Here is a 22,754-nt window from a genome sequence, read left to right as displayed (position 1 = left end):
TCGTTCATGTGAACTGCCCCGCCAGCACGCCCGCGAGGAGGATCCAGCCGTAGTAGGTGTTGGCGACGAAGGCGTCCCAGCACGATGTCGGATCATCCAGGTCCACGCGGACGAGCAGAGAGGACAGGAAGATTCCCGCGGCCACGACGATCAGGTAGAACGCCCACCCCATCGACATCCGGGAACCGGCCCACCACACGCCGCCGACGCTGAGCGCGAGGAACACCGTCAGCCATGCCTTGGTGGCCTTGCCGAACAGCAGCGCGGAGGACTTGACACCGATGTCCCGGTCGTACTCCTTGTCCTGATGGGAGTAGATCGCGTCATGGATCAGGGTCCAGAAGGCCCCGCAGGCGTACAGGCCGTACACCGCCAGTGGGTAGTGAAGGCTCCCGGTCGCCGCCGTCCAGCCGATCAGCACGTAGACGCTCATGACCAGCGCGAGGAAGGCCGAGGGCCAGAAGAAGACGCGTTTCATGAAGGGGTACGCGACGATCAACGGGTACGAGGCCGCGGCCACCAGAACCGTCTCCACGTTCACGACCGCCAGGACCAGCAGCGCGACCACGGCCTGTGCGGCGGCGAACAGGAGTGCGTTCCCGACGCTGATCGTCCCCGACGCGACCGGGCGCGTCACGGTGCGGGCGACACGGGCGTCGACTTCCCGGTCCACCGCGTCGTTGACCGCGCAGGCCGCGCCGCGCACCAGCACTGCGGCGACGGCGAGCACCACCACCGCCAGCAGGTCGGGGCGTCGACCGGAGGCGAGGACGGCGGCCCACAGTCCCGGCAGCAGGTAGAGGACGTAGCCCGTGGGCCTGTCCAGGCGCATCAACAGCAGGTAGGCCCGGACCGAGTGGGGGCTCTTCGTCACGACGTCTGTGGATATCTTGTGCAGCATCAGGATCCGATCACCAAGTCACCGGGAGGTGGACCAAGCCGCCGATCAGCGTGTCGTGGCGCAGACTCAGCTCCTGGGCACCGACGGCCGGACGCAGGGTGGGGAAGCGTGCGACGAGCTGGCCGATCACCACCTGGAGCTGCATCCGGGCCAGCGTCGCGCCCACGCAGCGGTACGCGCCCCGCCCGAACACGAGGCTGTCCGTGGTGTCGCGCGTGACATCGAGCCGGCCGGCGTCGGCGAAGACCGTCTCGTCGTGGTTGGCCGCGATGATGTTGAGCAGCACCAGGTCGCCGGTCCGGACGGTGACCCCGTCGATCTCGAAGTCCGTCAGCGCGTAACGGGGCATACCGCCGACGTGCGGGTTCGGCATCGACATCCGCAGGGTCTCCTCGACCGCGCCGGGGACGAGGCTCGGGTCGTCCAGCAGCGCCTGCCACTGTGCGGGGTCGGACAGCAGCAGCGTCACGCAGGTGCCGATCCGGGCCACCGTCGTCTCGTAACCACCGAACAGCAACAGCGCCGTCAGCCCGAGGACCTCGTTGTCGTCGATCCCCTCGGTCGCGCAGATCCTGGAGATCACGTCATCGCCCGGATTCTGTCGTTTGTCGGCGACAAGTCGCCTGCAGTAGGCGAACAGCTCGCCGAGTCCCTGCCGCGACCTGGCCTGGTCCCCGACGTTGGCGGCGTCCTGGGTCCAGCCGCCGAACCGGTCCTTGTCCTCCTGGGGTACGCCCAGCCACTCGCACATCACCTGGATCGGCAGCGACAGCGCCAGCGCCTGCCGCAGGTCCACGGGTGGCTGCTGCGCGGCCATGGCGTCCAGGAGCTGCCCGGTCAGTTTTTCGACGTAGGGGCGCAGTGCCAGCATCCGTTCGGGTGCGAAGTGCGGCTCGAGCAGCGCACGCAGCCGGTCGTGGTCGGTGGCGAAGTCGCCCAGCAGGCCGGCGAGAAGCGCCGACCCGCTGTCCTTCGCCGCTGCCCGCGGATCGGGATTCGAGCGGCCGAGCCGGTCGTCGTCGAGCAGCTGCCGCACCCGGGCATGAGAGGTGACCAGCCATGCCTCGTCGCCTTCGGCGGTACGAACGCGATGGATCGCGCCCTGGGACTGGAGCGTGCGCAGCGCCGGCGCGAGGTGCAGCACGTGCGTCTGCTCGAAGGGCAGTTGGGCTGGGGTACTCACTGACGGCCTCCGCCGGAATCGAGGTTCGGACCACCATGTCGAAGACGATCACGACGTACGGGAGCCGTCGCCGCGGTGTCCGTCGGGGAATGAGGAGGGCGGGCCTGCCGGCCGGCGGCAGGTTGGTCGGGTCATGGTGTGCGGTGGACGATGCGGTCGAAAAGCGCGGTCAGTTCGCTGGTCGCGGCCGGGGACAGCTCGGCTCGTGCGAGGTGTTCCAGAGCCGAGTCCAGGTGGCTGCGGGACAGCTCCTCGGCCGCGTGCCGGCCGCCGGATTCCGTGACGAGGTCGGCCATCTCCTGCAGGTGCGCCGGCGTGGTGCCGTCGGCGTGCCACAGCCGGTGCAGTCGTTCGGCTGCCGGATTGCCGGCGGACAACGCCGCCAGCACCGGAAAACTCGGATTGCGCCGCGCGAGGTCGCTCCGCACGGGCTTGCCGGTGACGGCGGGATCGCCCCAGATGTCCTCGACGTCGTTGAGGATCTGGAAGGCGAGGCCCAGACGCCGGCCCGCGCCGCGCAGGGCGTCCAGGACGCGTTCCGGGCTGCCCGCCCGCAGGGCGGGCGTCACCAGTGCGCACTCCAGGAGCGCGGACGTCTTCTCCGTCACGATCCGGTCGTACTCCGCGATGCCGGTGCCCGGACCCAGCCGGACGGTGAGCTCGCGGGCCTGGCCCGCGAGCACGAGAGCGAGGGCTTCGGCGAACGCGCTGGAGATCTCCGCACGGCCGGGGCCGGTGTCGTCGACGACCGTCCGCAGGCCAAGGGCCTGCAACGCGTCGCCGGCCAGGACGGCCGCACCGATGCCGAACACCTTCCACGCGGCCGGTCGGCCGCGACGCGACTCGTCCGCGTCGATGATGTCGTCGTGGATCAGGGTCGAGTTGTGGAGCAGTTCCAGTGCCGCCGCCTGGCTCCGCACGTCCGCCGGCCGCAGGCCGACTCCGTCAGCCGCCGCCATCATGAGGGCGGAGCGGGTCAGCTTGCCGCTCGGGGCGCTGCTGGGGTCACCGTGTTCGTCGGCGAAGCCGAGGTGATAGGAGCAGATGCGGGCCAGGGTCGGCTCCAGATCGGAAACCTGCTGCCGGATGACGGGCCATACCGTGGCCCGCACCGTCCTCGGCGACAGGGAGGTACGAACCCCGGTCGACGAGGTGTCGAGTGCGCTCATCGAGATTTTCCTCCGGTCGCACGCCATCCCGATTACTGGTCAGAACCGACGCGCATGGGGTTCGCGAATTGCACCACTGGAAATCACCGTGCTGGATATGCCGCTCGATGGAATGTGCCTGAGCGTTCCGACCGCCATCCTGAACGACCTCCCCTGTCGTGTCAACGACGCAGGGTGAGCGTCTTCGGCTTTAGGAAAAACCCCAAAGAACACGGTGCAAGGTCTGGATTAGACTACCCTGCGGAGTGGTGGCCGCCGGGCGGCACCAGGGCCGAACGCGACCGATCACCGCCGGGAATTGTTCACCGAAAGGTTGAGAGGCGAAATGCCTGTGTCAGTCGATTCTGGGCAATTACATGAAGGCAGGCCGTTCGACCCGTACGGCGTACATCGCGACGACCCGTATTCCTTTCTGGCCGACGTCGTAGAGACGGAGCCGGTGTTCTACGCGCCGCTGCTCGACGCGTGGTGTGTCACCCGGCGCGAGGACATGGTCGCCGTGCTGCGGGACGACCGGAACTTCTCGGCTCGCGACCACAACCCCCGCTCCTCGGTCGAGTTGCCCGAGGATGTGAGTCGGATGCTCCGGACGTGGCGCGGTGCCGGTGCGCTGGCCGTCGGCTCGCTCGACCCTCCCGAGCACTCCAGGATCAGGGAAGTGCTCAACATCGGGTTCACGCCCGCCAGGGTCAGGGCGTTCGCACCGACGGTCCGGGCGATCGCCGCCGACCTCGCCGGGCGGACCGCGGCCTCGGCGGAGTTCGACTTCATCACGGAGTTCGCCGTGCCGTACTCCCTGGAGGTGATCTGCCGGCGTCTCGGGATCCCGGACGAGTACGTCGAGCGCTGCCGCACCTGGTCCGAGCAGCGCATCGAACTCATGATGCTGCAGAGCTACACCGATCCCGACTGGCTGCGCGAATACGCCCGTGGCCTGATGGAGTTCGGAGCGTTCGCCCGGTCACTCGTCCAGGAGCGGCTCGCCTCGCCGCAGGACGACCTGATCAGTGAACTGCTCCACGACGGCAGGGCGGGCAACACGCTCACCGCCGACGAGGTGGCCGTCCAGGTCCCCACGCTGATCTTCGCCGGGCACATGACCTGTGCGGAGGCGCTCGGCACGATCGTCTTCCAGCAGCTCCGGTCACCCGGCGGCTGGGCCGCGGTGGTGGACGGCACGATCGCCACGCGGGACCTCGTCGAGGAGGGGCTGCGGTTCGACAGTCCGCTTGCGGGCATGTACCGCACCGCGCTGCACGACGTGGTGGTCGGCGACGTCCACCTGGCCGCGGGGAGCCGGCTCCTGCTGCTGTACGGAGCGGCCGGCCGGGACAGTCGAGCCCATGCGTGTCCGGCCGGGTTCAGTCCGGGCAGTGGGTCCGCCACGCATCTCGCGTTCGGGCACGGCATCCACTTCTGCCTCGGAGCCGGATTCGCACGCCTGGAACTGGAGGTCGCGATCGAGGCCGTCGCCGACCGGATGCCGGGGCTGGCTCTGGCACCGGGGGCGCCGCCACGTCACCGGCCGGTGTTTCCGCTTCGGGCGCTGAGCGAGCTGCGGGTCCGGCAGCAGGGACGGCCGTCCGGGCGGCCGTCGGGAGGTCTCAGCGACACATTGACCCCCGCGGAACTCACCTGATCCGCGCGCAGTGACGGCCCGCCAGGTCACCTGGCGGGCCGTTTCGGCTTGTGGGACCCGGTGGCAGCCTGCACGTCGAGCGGGCTGCCGGCCGCGGTCGGCGGCCGGCAGCCTCACCGGAACCCGACGGTGCCCTTCGGTGTCAGGAAGGACGGGGGGCGCCTTCGGTCAGGCGCGGACCGCGGTCAGGAAGAGGTAGCCGCTCTCCGGGATGGACCCGAACCTGCGCACGAAGTCGATGAGCGAGTCGGCCTGTTCGGCACCGACCAGATCGGACAGCTTGTCGCGGACGGTCTCGAAGGCGTCGGCCATGAGACCGAGGGTGCGGATGACGTGGTCGGTGATGTCGCGGATCTCCACGTCGACGAAACCGTTGTCGGCCAAGGCCACCCGGTACTCGTCCACCGTGCCCAGGGAGCGGACCGCGTAGTTCTCGCAGATGTGGTCCAGGACCACGCGCCCCTCAGGGCTGACCGGGTCGCGCTGGATGACATCGGCGATGGCGAGGCGTCCGCCGGGACGCAGGACGCGCGCGGTCTCGGAGAGCACCTGGCCACGGTCGGGCATGTGCCACATCGACTCGAAGGCCCAGGCCGCGTCGAACGAGCCGTCCGGGAAGGGCAGGTCCATCGCGTCGGCGAACTGGAACGTGGCCCGGTCGGCGAGCCCGGCCTCGGCCGTGAGTTCCGTGGCCTCCGCCACCTGGATGTGGCTGACGGTGATGCCCACCACGTCCACGTCACAGGCGCGGACCAGCCGCCGCGCGGGATGGCCGACACCGCAGCCGATGTCCAGGACCCGCTGGCCGGGCTGCGCGGCGAGGCCCGAGATCATCAGGTCGGTCAGGCGGTCGGTGGCCACCTCGACGGAGCTGTCGTCGGCGTCGTTCTCCCAGTAGCCGTAGTGGATGTTGCGGCCCCACGCGGAACCGTAGATCCGGCCGAACCCGTCGTACACGGTGCGGACGTCGCTGGGAGCGGGAGACTGCTTGAGCGTCATGAGGAACTCCGTATCGTGGTGAGGATCGCGGAAGCCGGCACCGGTCCGGCCGTACCTCTGTCGAAAGGCGGGCGGAAACCCGCCGCGCTCGGCTGGGCAACGCCAGCCGAGCGCCTGTGATCCGCTGACCGGCCGCGCGGGCCGTCAGGCAGTCAGCTCACTTCAGCTCGAAGCGCAGGAAACCCAGCCGCAGGCCGCCCGCCCGCCATTCGGCGCCGAGTGCCTGGTTCGCCATCAGCGATATCCTCAGCTGCCGGCGCTCGACTGCCGAAAGGCTGCTGTCCGTGTCCAGGACCGCCTTCGTCCAGGCGGTGCTCTCCTCCCAGAACGGCGCGGTTTCCGAGGTGGCGTCGACGTCGTCGACCAGTTCGAAACCCGCGGCCCGCGCGGCTTCCGCGTAGTCGCGCACCGTTGCCGGTTTCGTGTAGAAGTACTCGGCCCACACATCGGCCCCGTGCGGGCGGGTGATGAACACCTCCTCGATGCACACGCTCCCGCCCGGACGGAGCGCGCGTGCCAGCCGCTCGAACCACCGGGGACGGTCGAAGTAGCCGCTGCTCTCGATCGCCACCGCCGCGTCGTAGGGGCCGTCGTCCGCGGGGAGGTGCATGGCGTCGCAGACCAGTGCCCGGACCCGCCCGTCCACCCCGCACTCGCGCGCGAAACCCTCGACGATCGGCGCGTGTTCCGGCGCGTTGGTGACCGCGGTGACGTCGGCGCCGTATTCCTGCGCCCAGAAGAGCGAACCCCCGCCGAGACCGCAGCCGACGTCCAGGATCCGCCCCGACAGCCGGTGTTCGGCACCCCAGATCTTGGCCGCGTAGCGCAGCAGACCCTCTTGGTGCAGCCGGATGCTGCGACGAATGGCATCCGGCGTCGCGTCGTGAACGTCAAGTGGCGTCCGGGAGGAAGGGTAGTGACCTACATGATAGTGAATCCGGGGTCCAGGCCCGTATTTCCGCACAAGCCTGGCCGTTTTGTCGTCGTAGTACTGGCCGACAATTTTCACCTCGTCCTGAGGCTCCGACGCCGTTCGAGGCGAGGTGGAAAGTTCATCCAGATTTGACACGGTCACTCCTCCAGAGCCCGGATGCCGACGACGTTGGCGATTGGCCTGCTGTGGTGGTCGCCCTGCGCTCGCCGCGATTTCGGCGCATACGCGGTTCGAAATGGAGAGCCGCCCGCACGACTCGGATATTGAGTCGTCTCGAAATCAAGCGGCGGCCATCGGACTCCATCCTGGAGGGCGACCCTGGTCGTGTCAACGACACCGCTCGACCGTCCTCGACTTTAGGAAAAACCCCAAAGATAACGGTGCAAGGTCTGGATTAGACTCCTCTGCGGAGTGGTGGCCGCCGGGCGGCACCGGGGCCGAATTCGAGTCCGGCGATCAGCCGGCACCCAACGGCAAAGAAGTCTTCCCGAGCTCGGACGTCACGGACGGAACGGAGTGGGAATGAGTGGCGGTAAGCAGGTGCTGCTGGCCGAGCCCCGGAGTTTGTGCGCCGGGGTGCGCCGGGCGATAGCCATCATCGACCTCGCACTGGAGCAGCACGGAGCGCCGGTCTACGTCCGCAAGGAGATCGTGCACAACCACTACGTGGTGCGCGAGTTCCAACGCCGGGGTGTCCGGTTCGTCGACTCCGAGCTGGAGGTGCCGGAGGGCGCGGTGTGTGTCTTCTCCGCGCACGGTGTCTCCCCGCAGGTGCGGCGGAACGCGGACGCTCGCGGCCTGGACGTGCTCGACGCGACCTGCCCCCTGGTGGCCAAGGTGCACCAGGAGGCCCGTCGGTTCGCCCGCGACGGACGGACGCTGCTGCTGATCGGGCACGCGGACCACGAGGAGGTCGAGGGCACCTACGGGCACGCTCCCGAACAGACGGTCGTCGTCGAGACGGTCGCCGACGCGGAGGCACTGGACCTTCCCCCGGACGCACCGGTCGCCTACCTCACCCAGACCACGCTCTCGGTGGACGAGACGAAGGACATCGTCGCCGTGCTCCAGCGCAGGTTCACCGACCTGCGCGGACCCGCCACCGACGACATCTGCTACGCCAGCCAGAACCGCCAGGACGGCATCAGGGCCATCGTGGACCGGTGCGAGCTGGTGCTGGTGGTCGGCTCGACCAACTCCAGCAACTCGATCCGGATGGTCGAGGTGGCGCGCAGGCTCGGCGGCAGGGCCGAACTGGTGCCGGACGTGACCCGCTTCGACCCCGCGTGGCTGGACGGCGTGCGCACGGTGGGCGTGAGCGCCGGGGCGAGCGCGCCGGAGATCCTCGTCGACGAGCTGCTCGACCGGCTCGCCGAACTGGGGTACGCGGACACCTCCGTGGAACGCGTGGCGACCGAGGACGTCGTGTTCTCCCCGCCCGCGCGGCTGACCGGAGCGGCGGACGCGCCGTGATCGTTCGCGACCGGACGGCCCCTGTCCCCGGTACCCGGAAGGACCCTGCCGGCGGGAGCGCGTCGGCAATGGGGCGCGTGCGCCACCGCTGCGGCCGGGTCGGCCGGACCGGTGTCGCGCCGGGCGGTCGGCCCGAACTGACGCAGACAGCGGCCGAGGCCGCCTACCGAGCCCGGTGAGGAGACCTGTTCGCCATGGCGCTGCTGGAAACCGTGCGCGACCCGGCGCGGCTGCGTGAGCTGACCGCCGGGGAGCTCCATGACCTCGCCGGGGAGATCCGCGCGTTCCTGATCGAGCGGGTCTCCGCGACCGGGGGGCATCTGGGACCCAACCTGGGTGTGGTCGAGCTGACCATCGCGTTGCACATGGTGTTCGATTCCCCGCGGGACCGGTTGGTGTGGGACACCGGGCACCAGTCCTACGTCCACAAGATCCTGACGGGTCGCCAGGCCGGATTCGACCGGCTGCGCAAGTCCGGCGGAGTCTCCGGCTACCCGAGCCGGGAGGAGTCCGAGCACGACCTGGTGGAGAACTCGCACGCGTCCACCGCGCTGTCCTACGCGGACGGGCTGGCCAGGGCGGACGCCCACCTCGGCCGACGTGACCGGGCGACCGTCGCGGTCATCGGCGACGGCGCGATGACCGGCGGCATGGCCTGGGAGGCGCTCAACAACATCGCGGGCGGGCCGAAGAGGCCGCTCGTCATCGTGCTCAACGACAACCAGCGCTCCTACGCTCCGACCGTCGGCGGACTCGCCGCGCACCTGGCCGACCTGCGGGCCGGGCACGGGCCGGGCGTGTTCGAACAACTCGGGCTCGGCTACCTCGGTCCCGTCGACGGTCACGACCTCTTCGCGGTCCAGGACTGCCTGCGCCGCGCGATCGCCCTGGGCGGACCGGTGGTGGTGCATGTGATCACCGCCAAGGGCAGGGGTTACCGGCACACCGAGGCCAACGACCTCGACCTCGGCCACGCCGTCAAACCGATGGACCCGGGCACCGGACAGGCACTGCAGGCGTCACCCCCCTCGTTCACCTCGGTGTTCGGCGAGAAGCTGGTCGACCTGGCCGAGCAGCGCGACGACCTGGTGGCGATCACGGCGGCCATGGCCGAGCCGGCCGGACTCCTGCCGATGCAGCGCAGGTTCCCGCATCGGGTGGTCGACGTCGGCATCGCCGAACAGCACGCGGTCACGATGGCCGCCGGCCTGTCCATGGGCGGCGTGCACCCGGTGGTGGCGATCTACTCCACGTTCGTCAACCGCGCGTTCGACCAGCTGCTCATGGACGTCGCGCTGCACCGCCGGCCGGTGACGTTCGTCCTCGACCGGTCCGGGGTGACCGGTGACGACGGTCCGAGCCACAACGGCATGTGGGACCTGTCGGTGCTGCAGGTGGTGCCGGGGCTGCGGATCGCGGCGCCGCGGGACGGCACCAGACTGGCCGAACTGCTGGCCGAGGCGGTGGCGTGGGAGCAGGGCCCGACCCTGCTGCGGTTCCCCAAGGGCCCCGCCGGTGCGGACCTTCCTGCCGTCGCCACGTTCAACGGGCTTGACGTACTGCGCCGTTCCGGCCCGCTGGACGTGCTGATCGTCGCGGTGGGCGCGTTGGCCGGACTCGCGCTCACGGTCGCGGACGGGGCCCGGGCCCGGGGAATCGGGGTGACGGTGGTGGACCCGCGATGGGTCACCCCGGTCAACCCCGCGCTCGCCGACCTGGCCCGCCGCCACCGGCTCGCGGTCACGGTCGAGGACAACTGCCGTGCGAGTGGCGTCGGTTCCGCGATCGCGCAGGCGCTGCGGGACGCCGACGTGCGTACCCCGTTGCGCGAGTTCGGCCTCCCGAGGCGGTTCCTGGAGCACGGCTCACGGGCCGAGGTGCTCGCCGCCTGCGGGCTGACCGCGCGGAACGTCACCCGGGTCGTGGTCGAACTGCTGGCCGGCCTCGACGCGGCGCCGGGCGGCATCGACGACTCCGGCACCTGGCCGGTTCACTCAGGGGAGGAACATTGACGACCGTCGATCTGGGAATGCCCTCGCCTCGCCGGGACGAGGTCCCGCTCTCGGTGGCCACACGGCGGTCCTCCCGCCAGATCATGGTCGGCACGGTGCCCGTCGGCGGCGCCGCGCCGGTGTCGGTGCAGTCGATGACCACCACGTCCACCGCCGACGTCGACGCCACGTTGCAGCAGATCGCCGAGCTCACCGCGGCGGGCTGCGAGATCGTGCGGGTCGCCGTGCCGTCGGCGGACGACGCGGCGGCGCTGCCGGCGATCGCCCGCAAGTCGGGCATCCCGGTGATCGCCGACATCCACTTCCAGCCGAAGTACGTGTTCGCCGCGATCGACGCCGGCTGCGCCGCGGTACGGGTCAACCCCGGGAACATCCGCCAGTTCGACGACCAGGTCGGCGCGATCGCCCGGGCGGCCAAGGACGCGGGCGTCCCGATCCGGATCGGCGTGAACGCCGGGTCCCTGGACAAGCGGCTGCTGAACAAGCACGGCGGCGTCACGCCGGAGGCGCTGGTCGAGTCGGCGTTGTGGGAGTGTTCCTTGTTCGAGGAGCACGGCTACACCGATCTGAAGATCTCGGTGAAGCATCACGACCCGGTGGTGATGATCGAGGCGTACCGCAGGCTCGCCCGCCGGTGCGACTACCCGCTGCACCTCGGCGTCACCGAGGCGGGTCCCCGGTTTCAGGGCACCGTCAAGTCCGCGGTCGCGTTCGGGGCGCTGCTCGCGGAGGGCATCGGCGACACCATCCGTGTCTCGCTCTCCGCACCACCGGTCGAGGAGGTCAAGGTCGGCACGCAGATCCTGGAGTCGCTCGGGCTGCGGCCGAGGGGGCTGGACATCGTGTCGTGTCCGTCCTGCGGCCGGGCCCAGGTCGATGTGCACACCCTCGCCGAGCGGGTCACCGCGGCCCTCGAGGGGTTTCCGGTGCCGTTGCGGGTGGCGGTGATGGGCTGTGTCGTCAACGGGCCCGGGGAGGCACGCGAGGCCGACATCGGTGTCGCCGCCGGCAACGGCAAGGGCCAGATCTTCGTCAAGGGCGAGGTGATCCGCACGGTCCCGGAGTCGAAGATCGTGGAGACCCTCCTGGCCGAAGCCGCGCGCATAGCCGAGGAGATGGGCGTGGATGTGGAGGCCTGAGCGTCAGTCCGCGGTCTCACAGGAAATGCGCGGGGGCCACGAGTCCGTTCGCAGGATCTGGAGGACGAACGCCCTCGAAACCAGCGCGACACGATTCGGTGCCTCCAGCTTCTCGGACATGACACGGACGTGGTAATCGATGGTCTTCGAGCTGAGGTGCAACTCTCTCGAGAGCCGTCCGCTGGAGAAGCCGGCCGCGACACCTTCCAGGACCCTGGCCTGAACCGAACTCAGAATCCAGCCACCGACTGGCCTGAAATTGTCGAAGCCGTTCTGGTCGTTACGCATGGCACCCACCCCATTCCGTACAGCCAGACGCGAAGTACTGGGATGAGATCCTAGGGATTCCCCTCACTCCTTGTCACTGCCGGGCCATTGCATCCTGGCAGTTTCCGTCCGCCTCGGAATTCTCTCCCAATTTTTCGGAACTTTACTCTGGTTTGCATTGACGGGTTTGCATTGATGCATTCCTGGGAATGGCGTCGGCCGCGTCCTCGGGAGGCGTCCTGGTCAGTTCTGCAAGGCTTCGGCGATCATCGCCGCCGTCAGTGTCTGCGCACCCCTGCCACTGGTCGGGTCGCAGCCGGTGACGTCTTCGATGCGTTTCAGGCGGTAGTCCAGCGTGCTGCGGTGGATGAACAGGCTCCGTGCCGTCTTGTTCTTGCTGTAGTCCGAGTCGACGAAGGCGGTCAGCGTCTCCCACAGAACCTTGTGCGCCCGAAGCGGTCTGATCATCGCGGCCAGGTCGGTCCGCACCTTCTCGTTCAGCGTGACCGCGTACTCGACCAGCACGTCCGAGATCGTGTAGGCACCGCTCGGACGCAGTCCGGCCACCACCAGCCTCAGGACGGAGCACGCCTCGTCGAGCCCGTCGACGAGGCGTGCTCTGTCCCGTTCCGCGGTCGCGAGCCAGCCCTTGCCGCCCAGGCACTGGGCCAGCCTCGTCACCGAGCGTTCTCCGCTGCCCGGGCCCGCTGCCGGGATGAAGAGCACGACGTCGCCGTCCCGGTGCGTCAGCAGCGCGTCCTCTCCCGCGACCGCACGCAACGCGGCCACTTGCCGGCCGGGCTCCGCAAGCCTCGCGACCGCGATCAGGTACCGGGGAGTGTGCAGCAGGCCGCCTCCGGCGCGCATGAGGGCGGCCAGCCTCGGGTCGCCTGCCGCGGCCTGGCACAGCAGCTCGACCAGGGCGTCCGGCTCCTCGCCCCACTCCTGCCCTGCGGCCCGCGCCTTCGCCTCGAAGCCAGCCACCGGACCCTCGTCCGGTGTCGAGCGGAGCCCATCGACCGAAAATAACGACCTGCCTGTCATTTCGACCATTTCGCATCTCAACTTTCTGGTTGGTGCATTTGCGTCGCAGGTCCCCCCACCTGACGCGTTTCATGGATGTCGCCGAGGCATTTCCTGGCGTTCATTTCGGCCGGGGCATAGAGAGAGCTTGTATCGGGCAGGTTTTCGCAATAACACCGAGGGCACATCGGAGCGTGCGGGAAGTCGCTCCGACCGCAAAGATCGTAGCATGACTACTTGAACTATTTAAGTTATTACCCGCAAGTCAGTTTCCTATAGGTCTTTTGCGTCCGGCCGGGGCCGGCGGTTCCTGGGCCTGGAGGTGATCTCTCAGCCACTGCTCGGTGTTGCTCACGTGAAGCAGTGCGGCGGCCTGGCTGAGCGCGGCGTCGCGCCGGGACAGCGCCGTGAAGATCGCCTCGTGCTCGGCGAGGGTACGGCCCGAGGCCGCGTCGTCGACCAGGCCGCGCCAGATGCGGGCGCGCAGGGTGCGGCCGGAGACCCCTTCCAGGAGGGTGAGCAGGGATTCGTTGCCGGTGGCCGCGACGACCGCACGGTGGAAGGCGGCGTCGTGCGCGTTGAGCTGCTCGACGTCGTCACGGGCCTCCCGCATGGCGTCCAGATGCCGCTTCACCTCGGCCAGTTGCTCGTCGGTGATGCGGGTCGCGGCGAGCGCGGTGGCGACCGGTTCGAGGAGCCGCCGCACCTCCATCAGGTCCCGCAGGGCACCCGCGTCGCCCTGCAGGAGTTCCACCGCACCGCCCAGCCCCTCCAGGAGGAGGCTCGGCTGGAGGCTGGTGACGTAGGTGCCGTCGCCGCGCCGTACCTCCAGGACGCGGGCGACGGCCAGCGCCTTGACCGCCTCGCGGGCGAGGTTGCGCGACAGGCCCAGTTGGGCTGCGAGGTCGGGCTCCGGGGGCAGCTTGGAACCGGGAGGGAGCGCGCCGGAGCGGATCAGCTCACGGATCTGCTCGATGGCCTTGTCCGTCAGGGACACCGCGAACTCCTTCCGCCGTCGTTCGGGAACCGATCGGCCACGGAGTTGCGCCTTCCGCTCGACCCGTTCCGGGCTCCGCATGCCCAGGGTGACGTTGATGATACTGGGATGCCTGGCGGGGAGGGGCTCACCGAGCCACCGTATCCGTCCCATCAATCTTCCCGCACGGCCGCCCGACCTGCATCAAGACCGGGAGAATACATGGCATGTCTAGACCTCAAAGATTCCGACATAAGGTCGCATAACCCCCCTACTGCGCCGAGCAGAGTCGGTATTCATCCCTGCACAGTGGTTGACATGGACGGGATACAGGCACGACCTTCGTCCGTAACATCCGGCGCCCGGGTCTCCCTCGTCCCCCCCTCTGCATCAGGGATTTCCACATGTCGAGTTCGCTCAGCAGACGTCAGTTCGTCGCCGGCGCCACAGCCGTCGTCGCGGCCGCGGTCGCGACCGACGCGATCGCGCCCACCCGCGCCCTTGCGGCCACCGCCACCTACACACCCACGTGGGACTCCGTGAACCAGCACACCGCCGCACCCGAGTGGTTCCGCGACGCCAAGTTCGGCATCTACTTCCACTGGGGCGTCTTCAGCGTCCCCGCGTACGACAGCGAGTGGTACCCGCGGAACATGTACGACAGCGGGAGCAGGGCCAACGCGCACCACATCGCCACCTACGGCGATCCGTCGGTGTGGCCGTTCCACGACTTCATCAACGGCGCGGACGACCTGGCCGGCAACTTCACCGAGTTCAAGCCCCGGCTCAAAACGGCCGGCGGGAACTTCGACCCCGCCGAGTGGGCGCAGCTGTTCGTCGACGCGGGCGCGAAGTTCGCCGGGCCGGTCTCCGAACACCACGACGGCTTCTCGATGTGGGACAGCCAGGTCAACGAGTGGAACTCCGTCGACAAGGGCCCCGGCCTGAACCTGCTGCGGCTGTTCACCGACGCCATCCGCGCCAAGAACCTGAAGCTGCTGGTGGCGATGCACCACGCCTACAACTTCACCGGCTACTACGAGTACGCGCCCGCCCAGACCGACGACAGTCTGAAGAAGCTCTACGGACAACTGAGTTCGGCCGACGAGAACCAGCTCTGGTACGACAAGCTCAAGGAGGTCGTCGACCTCGCCGAGCCGGACATCCTCTGGCAGGACTGGCGCCTCGACCACGTCGACGAGACCCAGCGGCTCAAGTTCCTGTCGTACTACTACAACCAGGCCGCCACCTGGGGGAAGGAGGTCGTCGCCACCTACAAGGACGGCCTCGACAGCCACGGCGAGGTCTTCGACTTCGAACGGGGCGGCCCCGCCGACCTCACCAACCCCTACTGGCTCACCGACGACAGCATCTCCAGCTCCAGTTGGTGCTACACGCAGGGCATCGGCTACTACTCGACCGAGCAGATGCTGCACGCCCTGATCGACCGGGTCAGCAAGAACGGCAACATGCTGCTGAACATCGCACCGATGGCCGACGGCACCATCCCCCAGGGACAGCGCGACGTCCTGCTCGCCATCGGCGACTACCTGAAGCGCTTCGGCGAGTCGGTCTACGAGACGCGCGCCTGGACGGCGTACGGCGAGGGCCCCACGAAAATGGGCGGCGGATCCTTCACCAGCCCCACGGCCGGTACGGCACAGGACATCCGCTTCACCCGCGACAAGGCCAACAAGGTCCTGTACGCCACCGTGCTGGGCTGGCCGGGCGGCTCATTGACGATCAAGACCCTCAACTCCGCCCGGATCGACGTCTCCTCGCTCCAGTCGGTGCAGCTGCTCGACTCGACCGCGGGCTCCTACCGCAGCCTCGCGGCTCCGACGCAGGACGCGACCGGCCTCACCGTCGCCCTGCCGTCGTCGGCGCCCTTCACCGCCCAGGCCTATGTGCTGAAGTTCAGCTTCCGGGGCGAGATCCCCAGCCTGCGCCCGCCGGCCGGGGCCGTGGCGTTCAAGGACGTCGGCTACTCGGGCACCGGTACCGTCCTCGCACTCGGCGACCACACGGCGGACGATCTGACGCTGGCCGGCCTCGGCCCGCGCACCCTGTCCTCGCTGCGGCTCGCGCCGGGTTACCGGGTCATCGGTTACTCGGGCGACAGCTTCACCGGGACCGCCTGGACCTTCACCGCAGACACCTCCGACCTGAGGAACACCGGCAACAACGACAAGGTCACCTCGCTGAAGGTGCAGTTCGACCCGGCCGCGTACTTCAAGGTCGTCAACGTCACCGACGGCCTGGCCCTGGACGGCGGCGGTGACGTCGACTCCGGATCGAACCTCAAACAGTGGACCTGGGACGGCAGCACCAACCTGCAGTGGCAGGCGGTCGAGGTCGGCGGCGGCTACTACAAACTGGTCAACCGCACCAACGGCATGGTCGCCGACGGCTGGGGCGCCACCTCCGACGGCTCCGCCGCCCGGCAGGCCGCCTGGAACGGCGGCACCAACCAGCAGTGGCTGATCACCCACCGAGGTGACGGCCGCTACTCCATAGCCAACCGGACGACAGGCCTCGTCCTGGACGGTGGCGGCAACGTGTCCTCCGGCTCGGTCACCAAACAGTGGACGTACGGCTCCAGCGCCAACCTGCTGTGGACGCTCACCGCCCTGTGAGCTGAGCCGCTCTTCGCCGACGAGTTTTCCGCGGTCCCGAGGGGGCTGCTGAGCGGGTCCCGGTACCGCGGAAGACGAGGGGCAGGCAGGCTCTGGCCGCCGTCGGCACGCAGGTGTACGCCGCGCGGCGACGCCGAAGACAGCCGGGAGCTGCTGGGTGCGTCAGGCGTCGGCTTCCCGGGCCACGCGCTCCAGTCGGTTCCGGTGGTTCTCCCACCACTCCTGCCCCTCCGGCGGCAGGTTCTCCTTGCCTTGCAGGTATCCGGCGGATCCGTCGATGAGCTCCCGCACGATGTCGGCGTGGCCGGCATGCCGCTGGGTGTCGGAGATCACGCGCACGAGGATGTGGTGCAGTGTCACCTCTTGTCGTGCCTCCGGCCACCACGGGACGTGACCTGCCGCGTCGAGCGCCAGCGCCGCGATCGTGCGGTCGGAGTGCGCCCACGCCTGCCGGTACAACCCGACGATCTGCTCCCGGGACTCGTCCGCGGTGGCCCACATGTCCGCGTTGTTCTCAGGTTCTTCGGTATACCACCAGGGCGGTGGCGCCTCTTCGAAGAACGGCCGTCCGAATGTATCGCCGAAGTAGGCCAGTTCCACGCCGGCGACATGCTTGACCAGCCCCAGCAGATTCGTGCCCGTGGGCGTCAGCGGGCGGCGGATGTCGTACTCCGAGAGCCCGTCGAGCTTCCACAACAGGGCGTCACGCGCCTCTTGCAGGTACCGGAGAAGGTCCGCTTTCGGGTTCGGTTCGATCATGCCGGGAAGTCTCCCACCCGGCACTGACAACCGGCGGCGACGTGGAATTTCCTTGTGGTCGAGAACGGTGGTTGCCCTAAGGTGGCTCCCCGTGACCGTCGAGATGCCCTATCAGCCACTCCCGAGGGACCAGTCGGACGTGCGCTATGTCCACGGACCCGATTCCGCACTGCGGCCGGGCGTGCCCGCAGGCGAGACGGTCGCGTTCGAGTGGCGAGACAGCGAGGTCTACCCCGGTACCTTCCGGAAGTTCTGGGTCCACGTGCCCGCACGGTACGATCCGGCGGAACCGGCGTCCTTGATGGTGTTCCAGGACGGCTGGTGGTACCTGGACCCGGCGGGGGAGGTACGCGGCGCGATCGTCCTGGACAACCTCGTTCACCGCGGCGACATCCCCGTCACCATCGGCGTGTTCGTCGATCCTGGCGTCTTCCCCGACGCGGAGAACCCCAAGAACCGCAACCACGAGTACGACGCGTTCGACGACCGGTACGCCACCTTCCTCCGTACCGAGATCATCCCGCGGGTCGCGGAGCGCTACAGCATCGCGCCGTCACCGAACAGGTGGGGCATCTGCGGCGGGAGCAGCGGCGGCAACTGTGCCTTCACCGCCGCGTGGCTGCGTCCGGACACGTTCCGCCGCGTCATCGGATATCTGTCCAGCTTCGCGCAGATGCCGGGCGGCAACCCCTACCCGGACCTCATCGCCCGCGTCCCCCGGAGGCCGTTGCGCATCTTCCTGCAAGCCGGCCACCGCGACCTCCGCTGGAACGAGCCGCAGGGGAACTGGCTCGCCGAAAACCTGCGCGTGGCCGCGGCGCTCGCCGAAGCGGGCTACGACTTCCGCCTGGTCCTGGGAGACGGCGGACACAGTCCCAACCACGGTGGCGTCCTGCTGCCGGACGCGCTGCGCTGGCTGTGGCGGCCCGACGAGGACTGACCGACACAGCAAGCACCCACCCTGCGAAGCCGGTTCCGGCGTGCGGAACTCGGCCCTGAGCCGGGTGTCCGCACGGGAGAGGAGCGCCTGTTCACCACGGGGCACTGCCGTCGACCGTCCTGTAGACGTCAGCCGCTCGCCCGACGCCTCAGTCGGCCGGGTCCGGATGGAATTCCATGGCCAGGGCGTCGGGCTTGACGGTGATGACGGCCTGGGGGCGCGGTGGACGGGAGGTCAGCTTCAACCGGGGCCAGACCTGGAGGACGGTCGCGAGGATGATGTGGAGCTCTACCCAGGCGAAGTTCTCTCCGATGCACTTGCGGCGGCCGTCGCCGAAGGCGAGAAAGGGGCCTCGGGATGTCGCGGCGCGGTCCGCCTCCCAGCGGTCCGGGTCGAAGGTGTCCGGGTCGGGGAAGTAGGAGGAGTCGTGCTGGTGCAGATAGGGGCTCCACACGACGTCCGCCCCTGCGGGTATGAGGTGTCCGCCGAGGACGGTGTCGCGGGCGGCAGTCCGCGTCACCATCCAGGACGGTCCGTACTTCCTGATGGCCTCCTGCAGAACCCTGCGCGCGTACGGGAGCCGGTCGAGGTCGTCGTAGCGCAGCGGCCGGTCCTCGCACACCGAGGCCAGTTCCTCACGAAGACGTCGCTCGACGGCGGGATTCTCGGCGATCTCGTACAGCGCCCAGGCGAGGGTGGTGCCGGTGGTCTCGATCGCTCCTGCCAGAAGGGTGATGGCCTCGTCCTGGAGCTGCCGGCGGCCGAGTTGCTCCTCGGCGCCGAGCAAGGTCTCGAACAGGCCCGCCTGTTGTCGGCCCACCGCTTGGGACGCGTGCGGGCATGCCTCGGCGCCGGACGCACCGGCCGCCGCGGCGGATCCCGGTGCGGTGACGTCGGCGTGATGGTCGATGGCCCGGTCGATGAGGCTGCGCAGACGGGCGACACGGTCGGCGTGCGCGCGGTTGCCCGGCAGCGGCAGCCGCGTGATCCAGGGCGGAAGGACGACCTGCCGGATCGTTCCCTTCATGATCTCGGGCATGAGGGCGGTGAACTCGCCCTCCAGGCCCCCGGGCAGGTCCGCGCCGAACACGGCGACGAGGAAGGTGGCCAGCGTGATCTCGTTCATGCCCGCGAACATGTCGCGCGGCTCGGCCGCGGGCCAGGCGCCGACCGTGGTCCGCACCTGGTCGATCATGGCGTTGCCGCGCTCGGCGATGTGCGCCTTGCTGAACATGGGCTGCATCAGACGGCGGTTGCGCAGATGCGTGTCGCCGTCGGTGACGGTTGCGACTCCGTCACCGAGGAAGACCCGCAGCGCGTCGTAGTACCTGCCGCCCTTGGGGAAGTGGGCGGCGTCGGTCACCAGGACCTGGCGGGTCAGTGCGGGGTCCGTGATCACGTAGGCGGGGGTGGGACCGATGCGGATGCGCACCACACTGCCGTGTGCGCGCAGCGAGGTGATGAACGGCAGCGGGTCGCGGACGAGCCGGAGCCCGTGCCCGATCAGCGGCAGACCGCCGGGGGCCGTGGGGGTGGGGGTGGGTGACGTGGTGGGTGCGTTCAGCACGCGTTCGCTCCTCGTGGGGGAGGGATCAAACGCCCGAATACATGCCCATGACACCTACCCCTGATGCACCGTGCCGGTGAACCTCGCGTGACACACCGGCTGTTCGAGTGGGCCGTTGACTCGCCGGACGGGCGTTCGACCGGGCGCGGCGTGTGCGTCACCCACACGCTCGACAGGCGCTTCCGTTCCCGTCGCCGCCGCATGGGCGACGGCAGCCCCGGAAAGCAATCGGGCATGTCGCCGCCGTCCCCGGCCGCCGAGGGAGCACGCACGTGAGCGATGTCGTCTTCAGCGCAGATTTCACCTCCGAACGCCAGTGGATCGCCGGGCACTCCTGGGCCTATCCCGACGGTGGCCCCACCAACCCGGACGACGACAAGCTGGACTACCTCACCGCCGATCCCGCCTACTCCCGCAGCGGTACCTTCCGGGCCACCCCCAGGGCGGACGGCTGGTGGAACACCGGGCTGCTCACCACCGAGGGAAGCGCCGAAGGCTTCGCGGTCCGCACCGGGGACCAGCTCCGGGCGGACGTGCGCCTGCCCACCGGCGTGGGAGCCTGGCCCGCCATCTGGACATGGCGGGACGGCGGCAACGAGGTCGACGTCTTCGAGTACCACCCCGACAACCCCGACCTGCTGGAACTCAGCAACCACGTACGCCAGGGACACAGCTACGTCACCCATCCCGGGGTACGGCCCGGCAGTACCGTCGCGCTGGGCGTGACCTTCGGCCGCCGCAACGTCGTGTGGACACTCAACGGCGCACAGGTGTTCGCCGACGGCAGGGGCGTCGGGGCCGGCTGGCACGCCTACCTGATCGTCAACCTCTCCGTGTGCGCGGGTCGTTACCACCCGCGTCCCGACCCCACGACCACCGAGCTGTCCTTCCAGGTCGAGAACCTGGTGGTACGCCGCCCTGCCCCTGCGCACCAGGCGGACCCGGCACCGCAGCGACTGGCGTAATCACACCTCACCCTTGATCCCTTTTTAGTGTCGCCGGGTTACCTTTCGGCGAGTGGAGGATCGATGCCAGGTGAGGGACGGACACGGTGAAGCAGCGCGGGAGCCGGGGCAGGTTGTACCGGTCGGTGACGGGGACGGTCGCAGTGGCCCTGGTGGTCGGCGGTTGCGACGCGGGCGGTAGGAAGGGCCACGCCGGCGCCGCCTCCCGGCCCACCGCATCGCACGGCACCACCAGCACCGCGCCCGGCCGTGCCGACACCGCGGCGGCCTGGCGCAGCTGGGGCCTGGCGCCGCTGCCCGCAGCCCCGCGACCGCCGGTCGACAAGCCGGTGAGGCTCGCGGCCACCGGAACCGTCCCGGTCTTCACCCACATACCGACCGCGCAGAAGGTCGTCTTCATCACGGTGGACGACGGGCAGGAGAAGGACCCCCGGTTCATCCGGATGATGCGGGACCTGCGGGTCCCGATCACGATGTTCCTGATGAACGACGCCGTCAAGTCCGACTACGCCTACTTCAAACCGCTGCAGGCACTGGGCGACCACATCCAGAACCACACCCTGCACCACCCCGTCATGAGCACCCTCCCCCTGGCCCGCCAGAAGGAAGAGGTGTGCGGTGACCAGAAGATCCTCACGCAGGAGTACGGCACCGCGCCCCTTCTCTTCCGCCCGCCCTACGGCGCGTACAACACCGACACCAAGGTCGCGGTCGGGGAGTGCGGGCCCCGCGCGATCGTGTGGTGGCGGGAGTCCATGCAGATCCGCAACATGCAGTACCAGTCAGCGGACAAGAAGCTGCGCCCCGGGGACATCATCCTGGCCCACTTCCGGGGACCGTCCGAACTCAAGGGCACGACGATGACGCGGATGTTCGCCAACCTGCTCCGGCGCATCCATGAGCAGGGCTTCGCCGTCGCGCGCCTGGAGGACTACATCCAGCCGCCGACCGGTTGAGCCTCCCGGCTCGGGACGCCGTCAGTAGCTGTCGCAGGTCTCGCGCAGGTAGCCGTCGTGTCCGGCCGGGGTGACGTCGAGGTCACGCCGGACGACGCTGATCCGGTCGCCCCAGCCCGCGCAGGCCTTCCTCATGCCCTTCTCCGTGTACTCGACGACGATGACGTGGTCGCCGAACGCGTCGACGTAGGAACCGCATTCGTCGTACTGCCCGCATTCCTCCACCACCGCGAAGTCGAGGCCGACCCGTTTGCGGTCCTTGGCGAGTTCGAGGGTGTTCTTCTGGGCGACGGCGAGGTGCCGGGCGTGTGCGTGGCGGGCGAGCAGGGTCTGGAACGCCTCGGCATCGGCTGCGGTCAGCAGGCCGTGCGGGGCGCGGGTGTAGCTGTCGTAGTTGTCCGGCTCGACGGCGTCGAATCCCTTGTCGGCGCACTCGTCGATCCAGCCGTCCACCTTCTGCGCGATCCGCGCGCGCTTGCCCGGGGTGCCGATGTCGAGCATCGCCTCGCCCCAGTCCTCGTCCATGACGACCTTCCCGGAGCCGTCCCGCAACAGGAGGTCGGCGTCCCACTCCTTCTGCGCGTCGGGCTGCGCCTGGAACGCGTTGACGTAGCAGATGTTGTACAGGCCCGCGGCGGGCGACGCCGTGTGGTCGCGGGAGACCACGGAGACGCCCTTCGGCGGGGTGTAGGCGCCACCGAGCTGGTAGTCGACTCCGGCGTGGACGGGCGGTGCGGAGGCGTTCGCCGTGGGGGTTTGCGAAGTTGTGCCCGCGTCGGTGGTCGGAGTGCTGGAGCAGCCGGCCATGAGGAGGGCCACGGCCAGGAAGGCGGCGGCGAGGGGGACGGTGGCAGGACGGGAGCCGGCCCGGGAGGTGCGCATGACGGTCTGCCTCTGGATGAGAGAGCATGCCCCGCCTCGGACGCGCGTGGTCCTGGCGACTGGGGCCGGGCTGACGGCTCGTAGGCCCGTGTTACCGGCTGGGAATGCCACGGTTCCGCGGACCGCGACGGCGCTGGGCGGTCCGACACCGTGACGATATCAAAGCCGGCGCAACCGGCCTGTGCCGTCTTCGGGCGCCCCGGCGGCGGTGGGGTCCAGGTGCCCGCCGTGGTCGCGTACGACGTCCCGTGCGAGGGCCGGCCCGGCCGTCGTCCCGGCCGCGCTCCTCGCCGGGGGGAGCCTTCACGGTCGGGACAGGCTCTGCCGCCCCGAC

At 69.2% G+C, this 22,754-nt stretch carries 19 protein-coding genes; 8 read left to right on the top strand and 11 right to left on the bottom strand.

The window, feature by feature from the left end; all coding sequences use genetic code 11:
* Positions 1-4: 4 nt before the first annotated feature.
* The 3 genes from ACZ3KP_RS05560 to ACZ3KP_RS05550 all read right to left on the bottom strand — a co-directional run bounded on the left by ACZ3KP_RS05560 (position 5) and on the right by ACZ3KP_RS05550 (position 3,253).
* The gene (locus ACZ3KP_RS05560; protein ID WP_467496603.1) at positions 5-874 is read right to left on the bottom strand and encodes a 4-hydroxybenzoate octaprenyltransferase; all 870 of its coding nucleotides are present in this window, start codon (positions 872-874) and stop codon (positions 5-7) included.
* A 37-nt stretch (positions 875-911) separates the two neighbouring features.
* Positions 912-2,084 (bottom strand): cytochrome P450, encoded by a 1,173-nt coding sequence (locus tag ACZ3KP_RS05555; protein ID WP_467496601.1) that lies wholly within the window; start codon positions 2,082-2,084, stop codon positions 912-914.
* Positions 2,085-2,215: 131 nt separating this feature from the next.
* Positions 2,216-3,253, bottom strand: a complete 1,038-nt coding sequence (locus tag ACZ3KP_RS05550; RefSeq protein WP_467496599.1) for a polyprenyl synthetase family protein — start codon at positions 3,251-3,253, stop codon at positions 2,216-2,218.
* Between the two features lie 325 nt (positions 3,254-3,578).
* On the opposite strand from ACZ3KP_RS05550, the gene ACZ3KP_RS05545 reads away from it, so the two are divergent.
* Positions 3,579-4,892, top strand: coding sequence for a cytochrome P450 (locus ACZ3KP_RS05545; protein ID WP_467496597.1), 1,314 nt, complete (start codon positions 3,579-3,581; stop codon positions 4,890-4,892).
* Positions 4,893-5,060: 168 nt separating this feature from the next.
* Here ACZ3KP_RS05545 and ACZ3KP_RS05540 read toward each other — a convergent pair whose 3' ends face one another.
* Together ACZ3KP_RS05540 and ACZ3KP_RS05535 are read right to left on the bottom strand one after the other, a co-directional pair.
* Positions 5,061-5,891: a methyltransferase domain-containing protein gene (locus tag ACZ3KP_RS05540; RefSeq protein WP_467496596.1), complete on the bottom strand. Its 831-nt coding sequence runs from the start codon at positions 5,889-5,891 to the stop codon at positions 5,061-5,063.
* 157 nt (positions 5,892-6,048) lie between these two features.
* Positions 6,049-6,960: an SAM-dependent methyltransferase gene (locus tag ACZ3KP_RS05535; protein ID WP_467496594.1), complete on the bottom strand. Its 912-nt coding sequence runs from the start codon at positions 6,958-6,960 to the stop codon at positions 6,049-6,051.
* 387 nt (positions 6,961-7,347) lie between these two features.
* Between ACZ3KP_RS05535 and ispH the strand changes: the two genes are divergently transcribed.
* The 3 genes from ispH (at position 7,348) to ispG (ending at position 11,449) form a co-directional block, all read left to right on the top strand.
* The gene (ispH, locus tag ACZ3KP_RS05530; protein ID WP_467496592.1) at positions 7,348-8,298 is read left to right on the top strand and encodes a 4-hydroxy-3-methylbut-2-enyl diphosphate reductase; all 951 of its coding nucleotides are present in this window, start codon (positions 7,348-7,350) and stop codon (positions 8,296-8,298) included.
* A gap of 194 nt (positions 8,299-8,492) precedes the next feature.
* Entirely contained in the window at positions 8,493-10,310 is a 1,818-nt protein-coding gene (locus tag ACZ3KP_RS05525; RefSeq protein WP_467496590.1) for a 1-deoxy-D-xylulose-5-phosphate synthase, read from the top strand.
* A complete protein-coding gene (ispG, locus tag ACZ3KP_RS05520; RefSeq protein ID WP_467496588.1) occupies positions 10,307-11,449 on the top strand; it encodes a flavodoxin-dependent (E)-4-hydroxy-3-methylbut-2-enyl-diphosphate synthase in 1,143 nt (380 codons plus the stop codon). Before ACZ3KP_RS05525 ends, ispG begins: the two co-directional genes overlap by 4 nt.
* 3 nt (positions 11,450-11,452) lie before the next feature.
* On the opposite strand, the gene ACZ3KP_RS05515 is transcribed toward ispG, so the two are convergent.
* The 3 genes from ACZ3KP_RS05515 to ACZ3KP_RS05505 form a co-directional block, all read right to left on the bottom strand.
* Positions 11,453-11,737, bottom strand: a complete 285-nt coding sequence (locus tag ACZ3KP_RS05515; RefSeq protein WP_358983740.1) for a response regulator transcription factor — start codon at positions 11,735-11,737, stop codon at positions 11,453-11,455.
* Positions 11,738-11,959: 222 nt separating this feature from the next.
* Entirely contained in the window at positions 11,960-12,700 is a 741-nt protein-coding gene (locus ACZ3KP_RS05510; RefSeq protein WP_467496586.1) for a PucR family transcriptional regulator, read from the bottom strand.
* A 304-nt stretch (positions 12,701-13,004) separates the two neighbouring features.
* A complete protein-coding gene (locus tag ACZ3KP_RS05505; RefSeq protein WP_467496584.1) occupies positions 13,005-13,736 on the bottom strand; it encodes a FadR/GntR family transcriptional regulator in 732 nt (243 codons plus the stop codon).
* A gap of 383 nt (positions 13,737-14,119) precedes the next feature.
* Here ACZ3KP_RS05505 and ACZ3KP_RS05500 point away from each other — a divergent pair, with 383 nt between their 5' ends.
* Positions 14,120-16,351: an alpha-L-fucosidase gene (locus ACZ3KP_RS05500; protein WP_467496582.1), complete on the top strand. Its 2,232-nt coding sequence runs from the start codon at positions 14,120-14,122 to the stop codon at positions 16,349-16,351.
* 162 nt (positions 16,352-16,513) lie between these two features.
* Here the strand turns inward: ACZ3KP_RS05500 and ACZ3KP_RS05495 are convergent, their stop codons facing one another.
* On the bottom strand, positions 16,514-17,110 hold the full coding sequence (locus ACZ3KP_RS05495; protein ID WP_467496580.1) for a DinB family protein: 597 nt from the start codon (positions 17,108-17,110) through the stop codon (positions 16,514-16,516).
* A gap of 91 nt (positions 17,111-17,201) precedes the next feature.
* Here ACZ3KP_RS05495 and ACZ3KP_RS05490 point away from each other — a divergent pair, with 91 nt between their 5' ends.
* On the top strand, positions 17,202-18,050 hold the full coding sequence (locus tag ACZ3KP_RS05490; protein WP_467496578.1) for an alpha/beta hydrolase: 849 nt from the start codon (positions 17,202-17,204) through the stop codon (positions 18,048-18,050).
* Between the two features lie 148 nt (positions 18,051-18,198).
* Here ACZ3KP_RS05490 and ACZ3KP_RS05485 read toward each other — a convergent pair whose 3' ends face one another.
* Entirely contained in the window at positions 18,199-19,617 is a 1,419-nt protein-coding gene (locus tag ACZ3KP_RS05485) for a cytochrome P450 (RefSeq protein WP_467496576.1), read from the bottom strand.
* Between the two features lie 272 nt (positions 19,618-19,889).
* Between ACZ3KP_RS05485 and ACZ3KP_RS05480 the strand changes: the two genes are divergently transcribed.
* Both ACZ3KP_RS05480 and ACZ3KP_RS05475 read left to right on the top strand, forming a co-directional pair.
* Entirely contained in the window at positions 19,890-20,582 is a 693-nt protein-coding gene (locus ACZ3KP_RS05480) for a LamG domain-containing protein (RefSeq protein WP_467496574.1), read from the top strand.
* 125 nt (positions 20,583-20,707) lie between these two features.
* Positions 20,708-21,538: a polysaccharide deacetylase family protein gene (locus ACZ3KP_RS05475; RefSeq protein ID WP_467496572.1), complete on the top strand. Its 831-nt coding sequence runs from the start codon at positions 20,708-20,710 to the stop codon at positions 21,536-21,538.
* A gap of 21 nt (positions 21,539-21,559) precedes the next feature.
* On the opposite strand, the gene ACZ3KP_RS05470 is transcribed toward ACZ3KP_RS05475, so the two are convergent.
* Positions 21,560-22,420: an endo alpha-1,4 polygalactosaminidase gene (locus ACZ3KP_RS05470; RefSeq protein ID WP_467496570.1), complete on the bottom strand. Its 861-nt coding sequence runs from the start codon at positions 22,418-22,420 to the stop codon at positions 21,560-21,562.
* Between the last annotated feature and the right edge of the window lie 334 nt (positions 22,421-22,754).

The sequence above is a fragment of the Streptomyces sp. NPDC020958 genome, from assembly GCF_055562175.1.
This window is presented reverse-complemented; position numbering and strand designations above follow the sequence as displayed.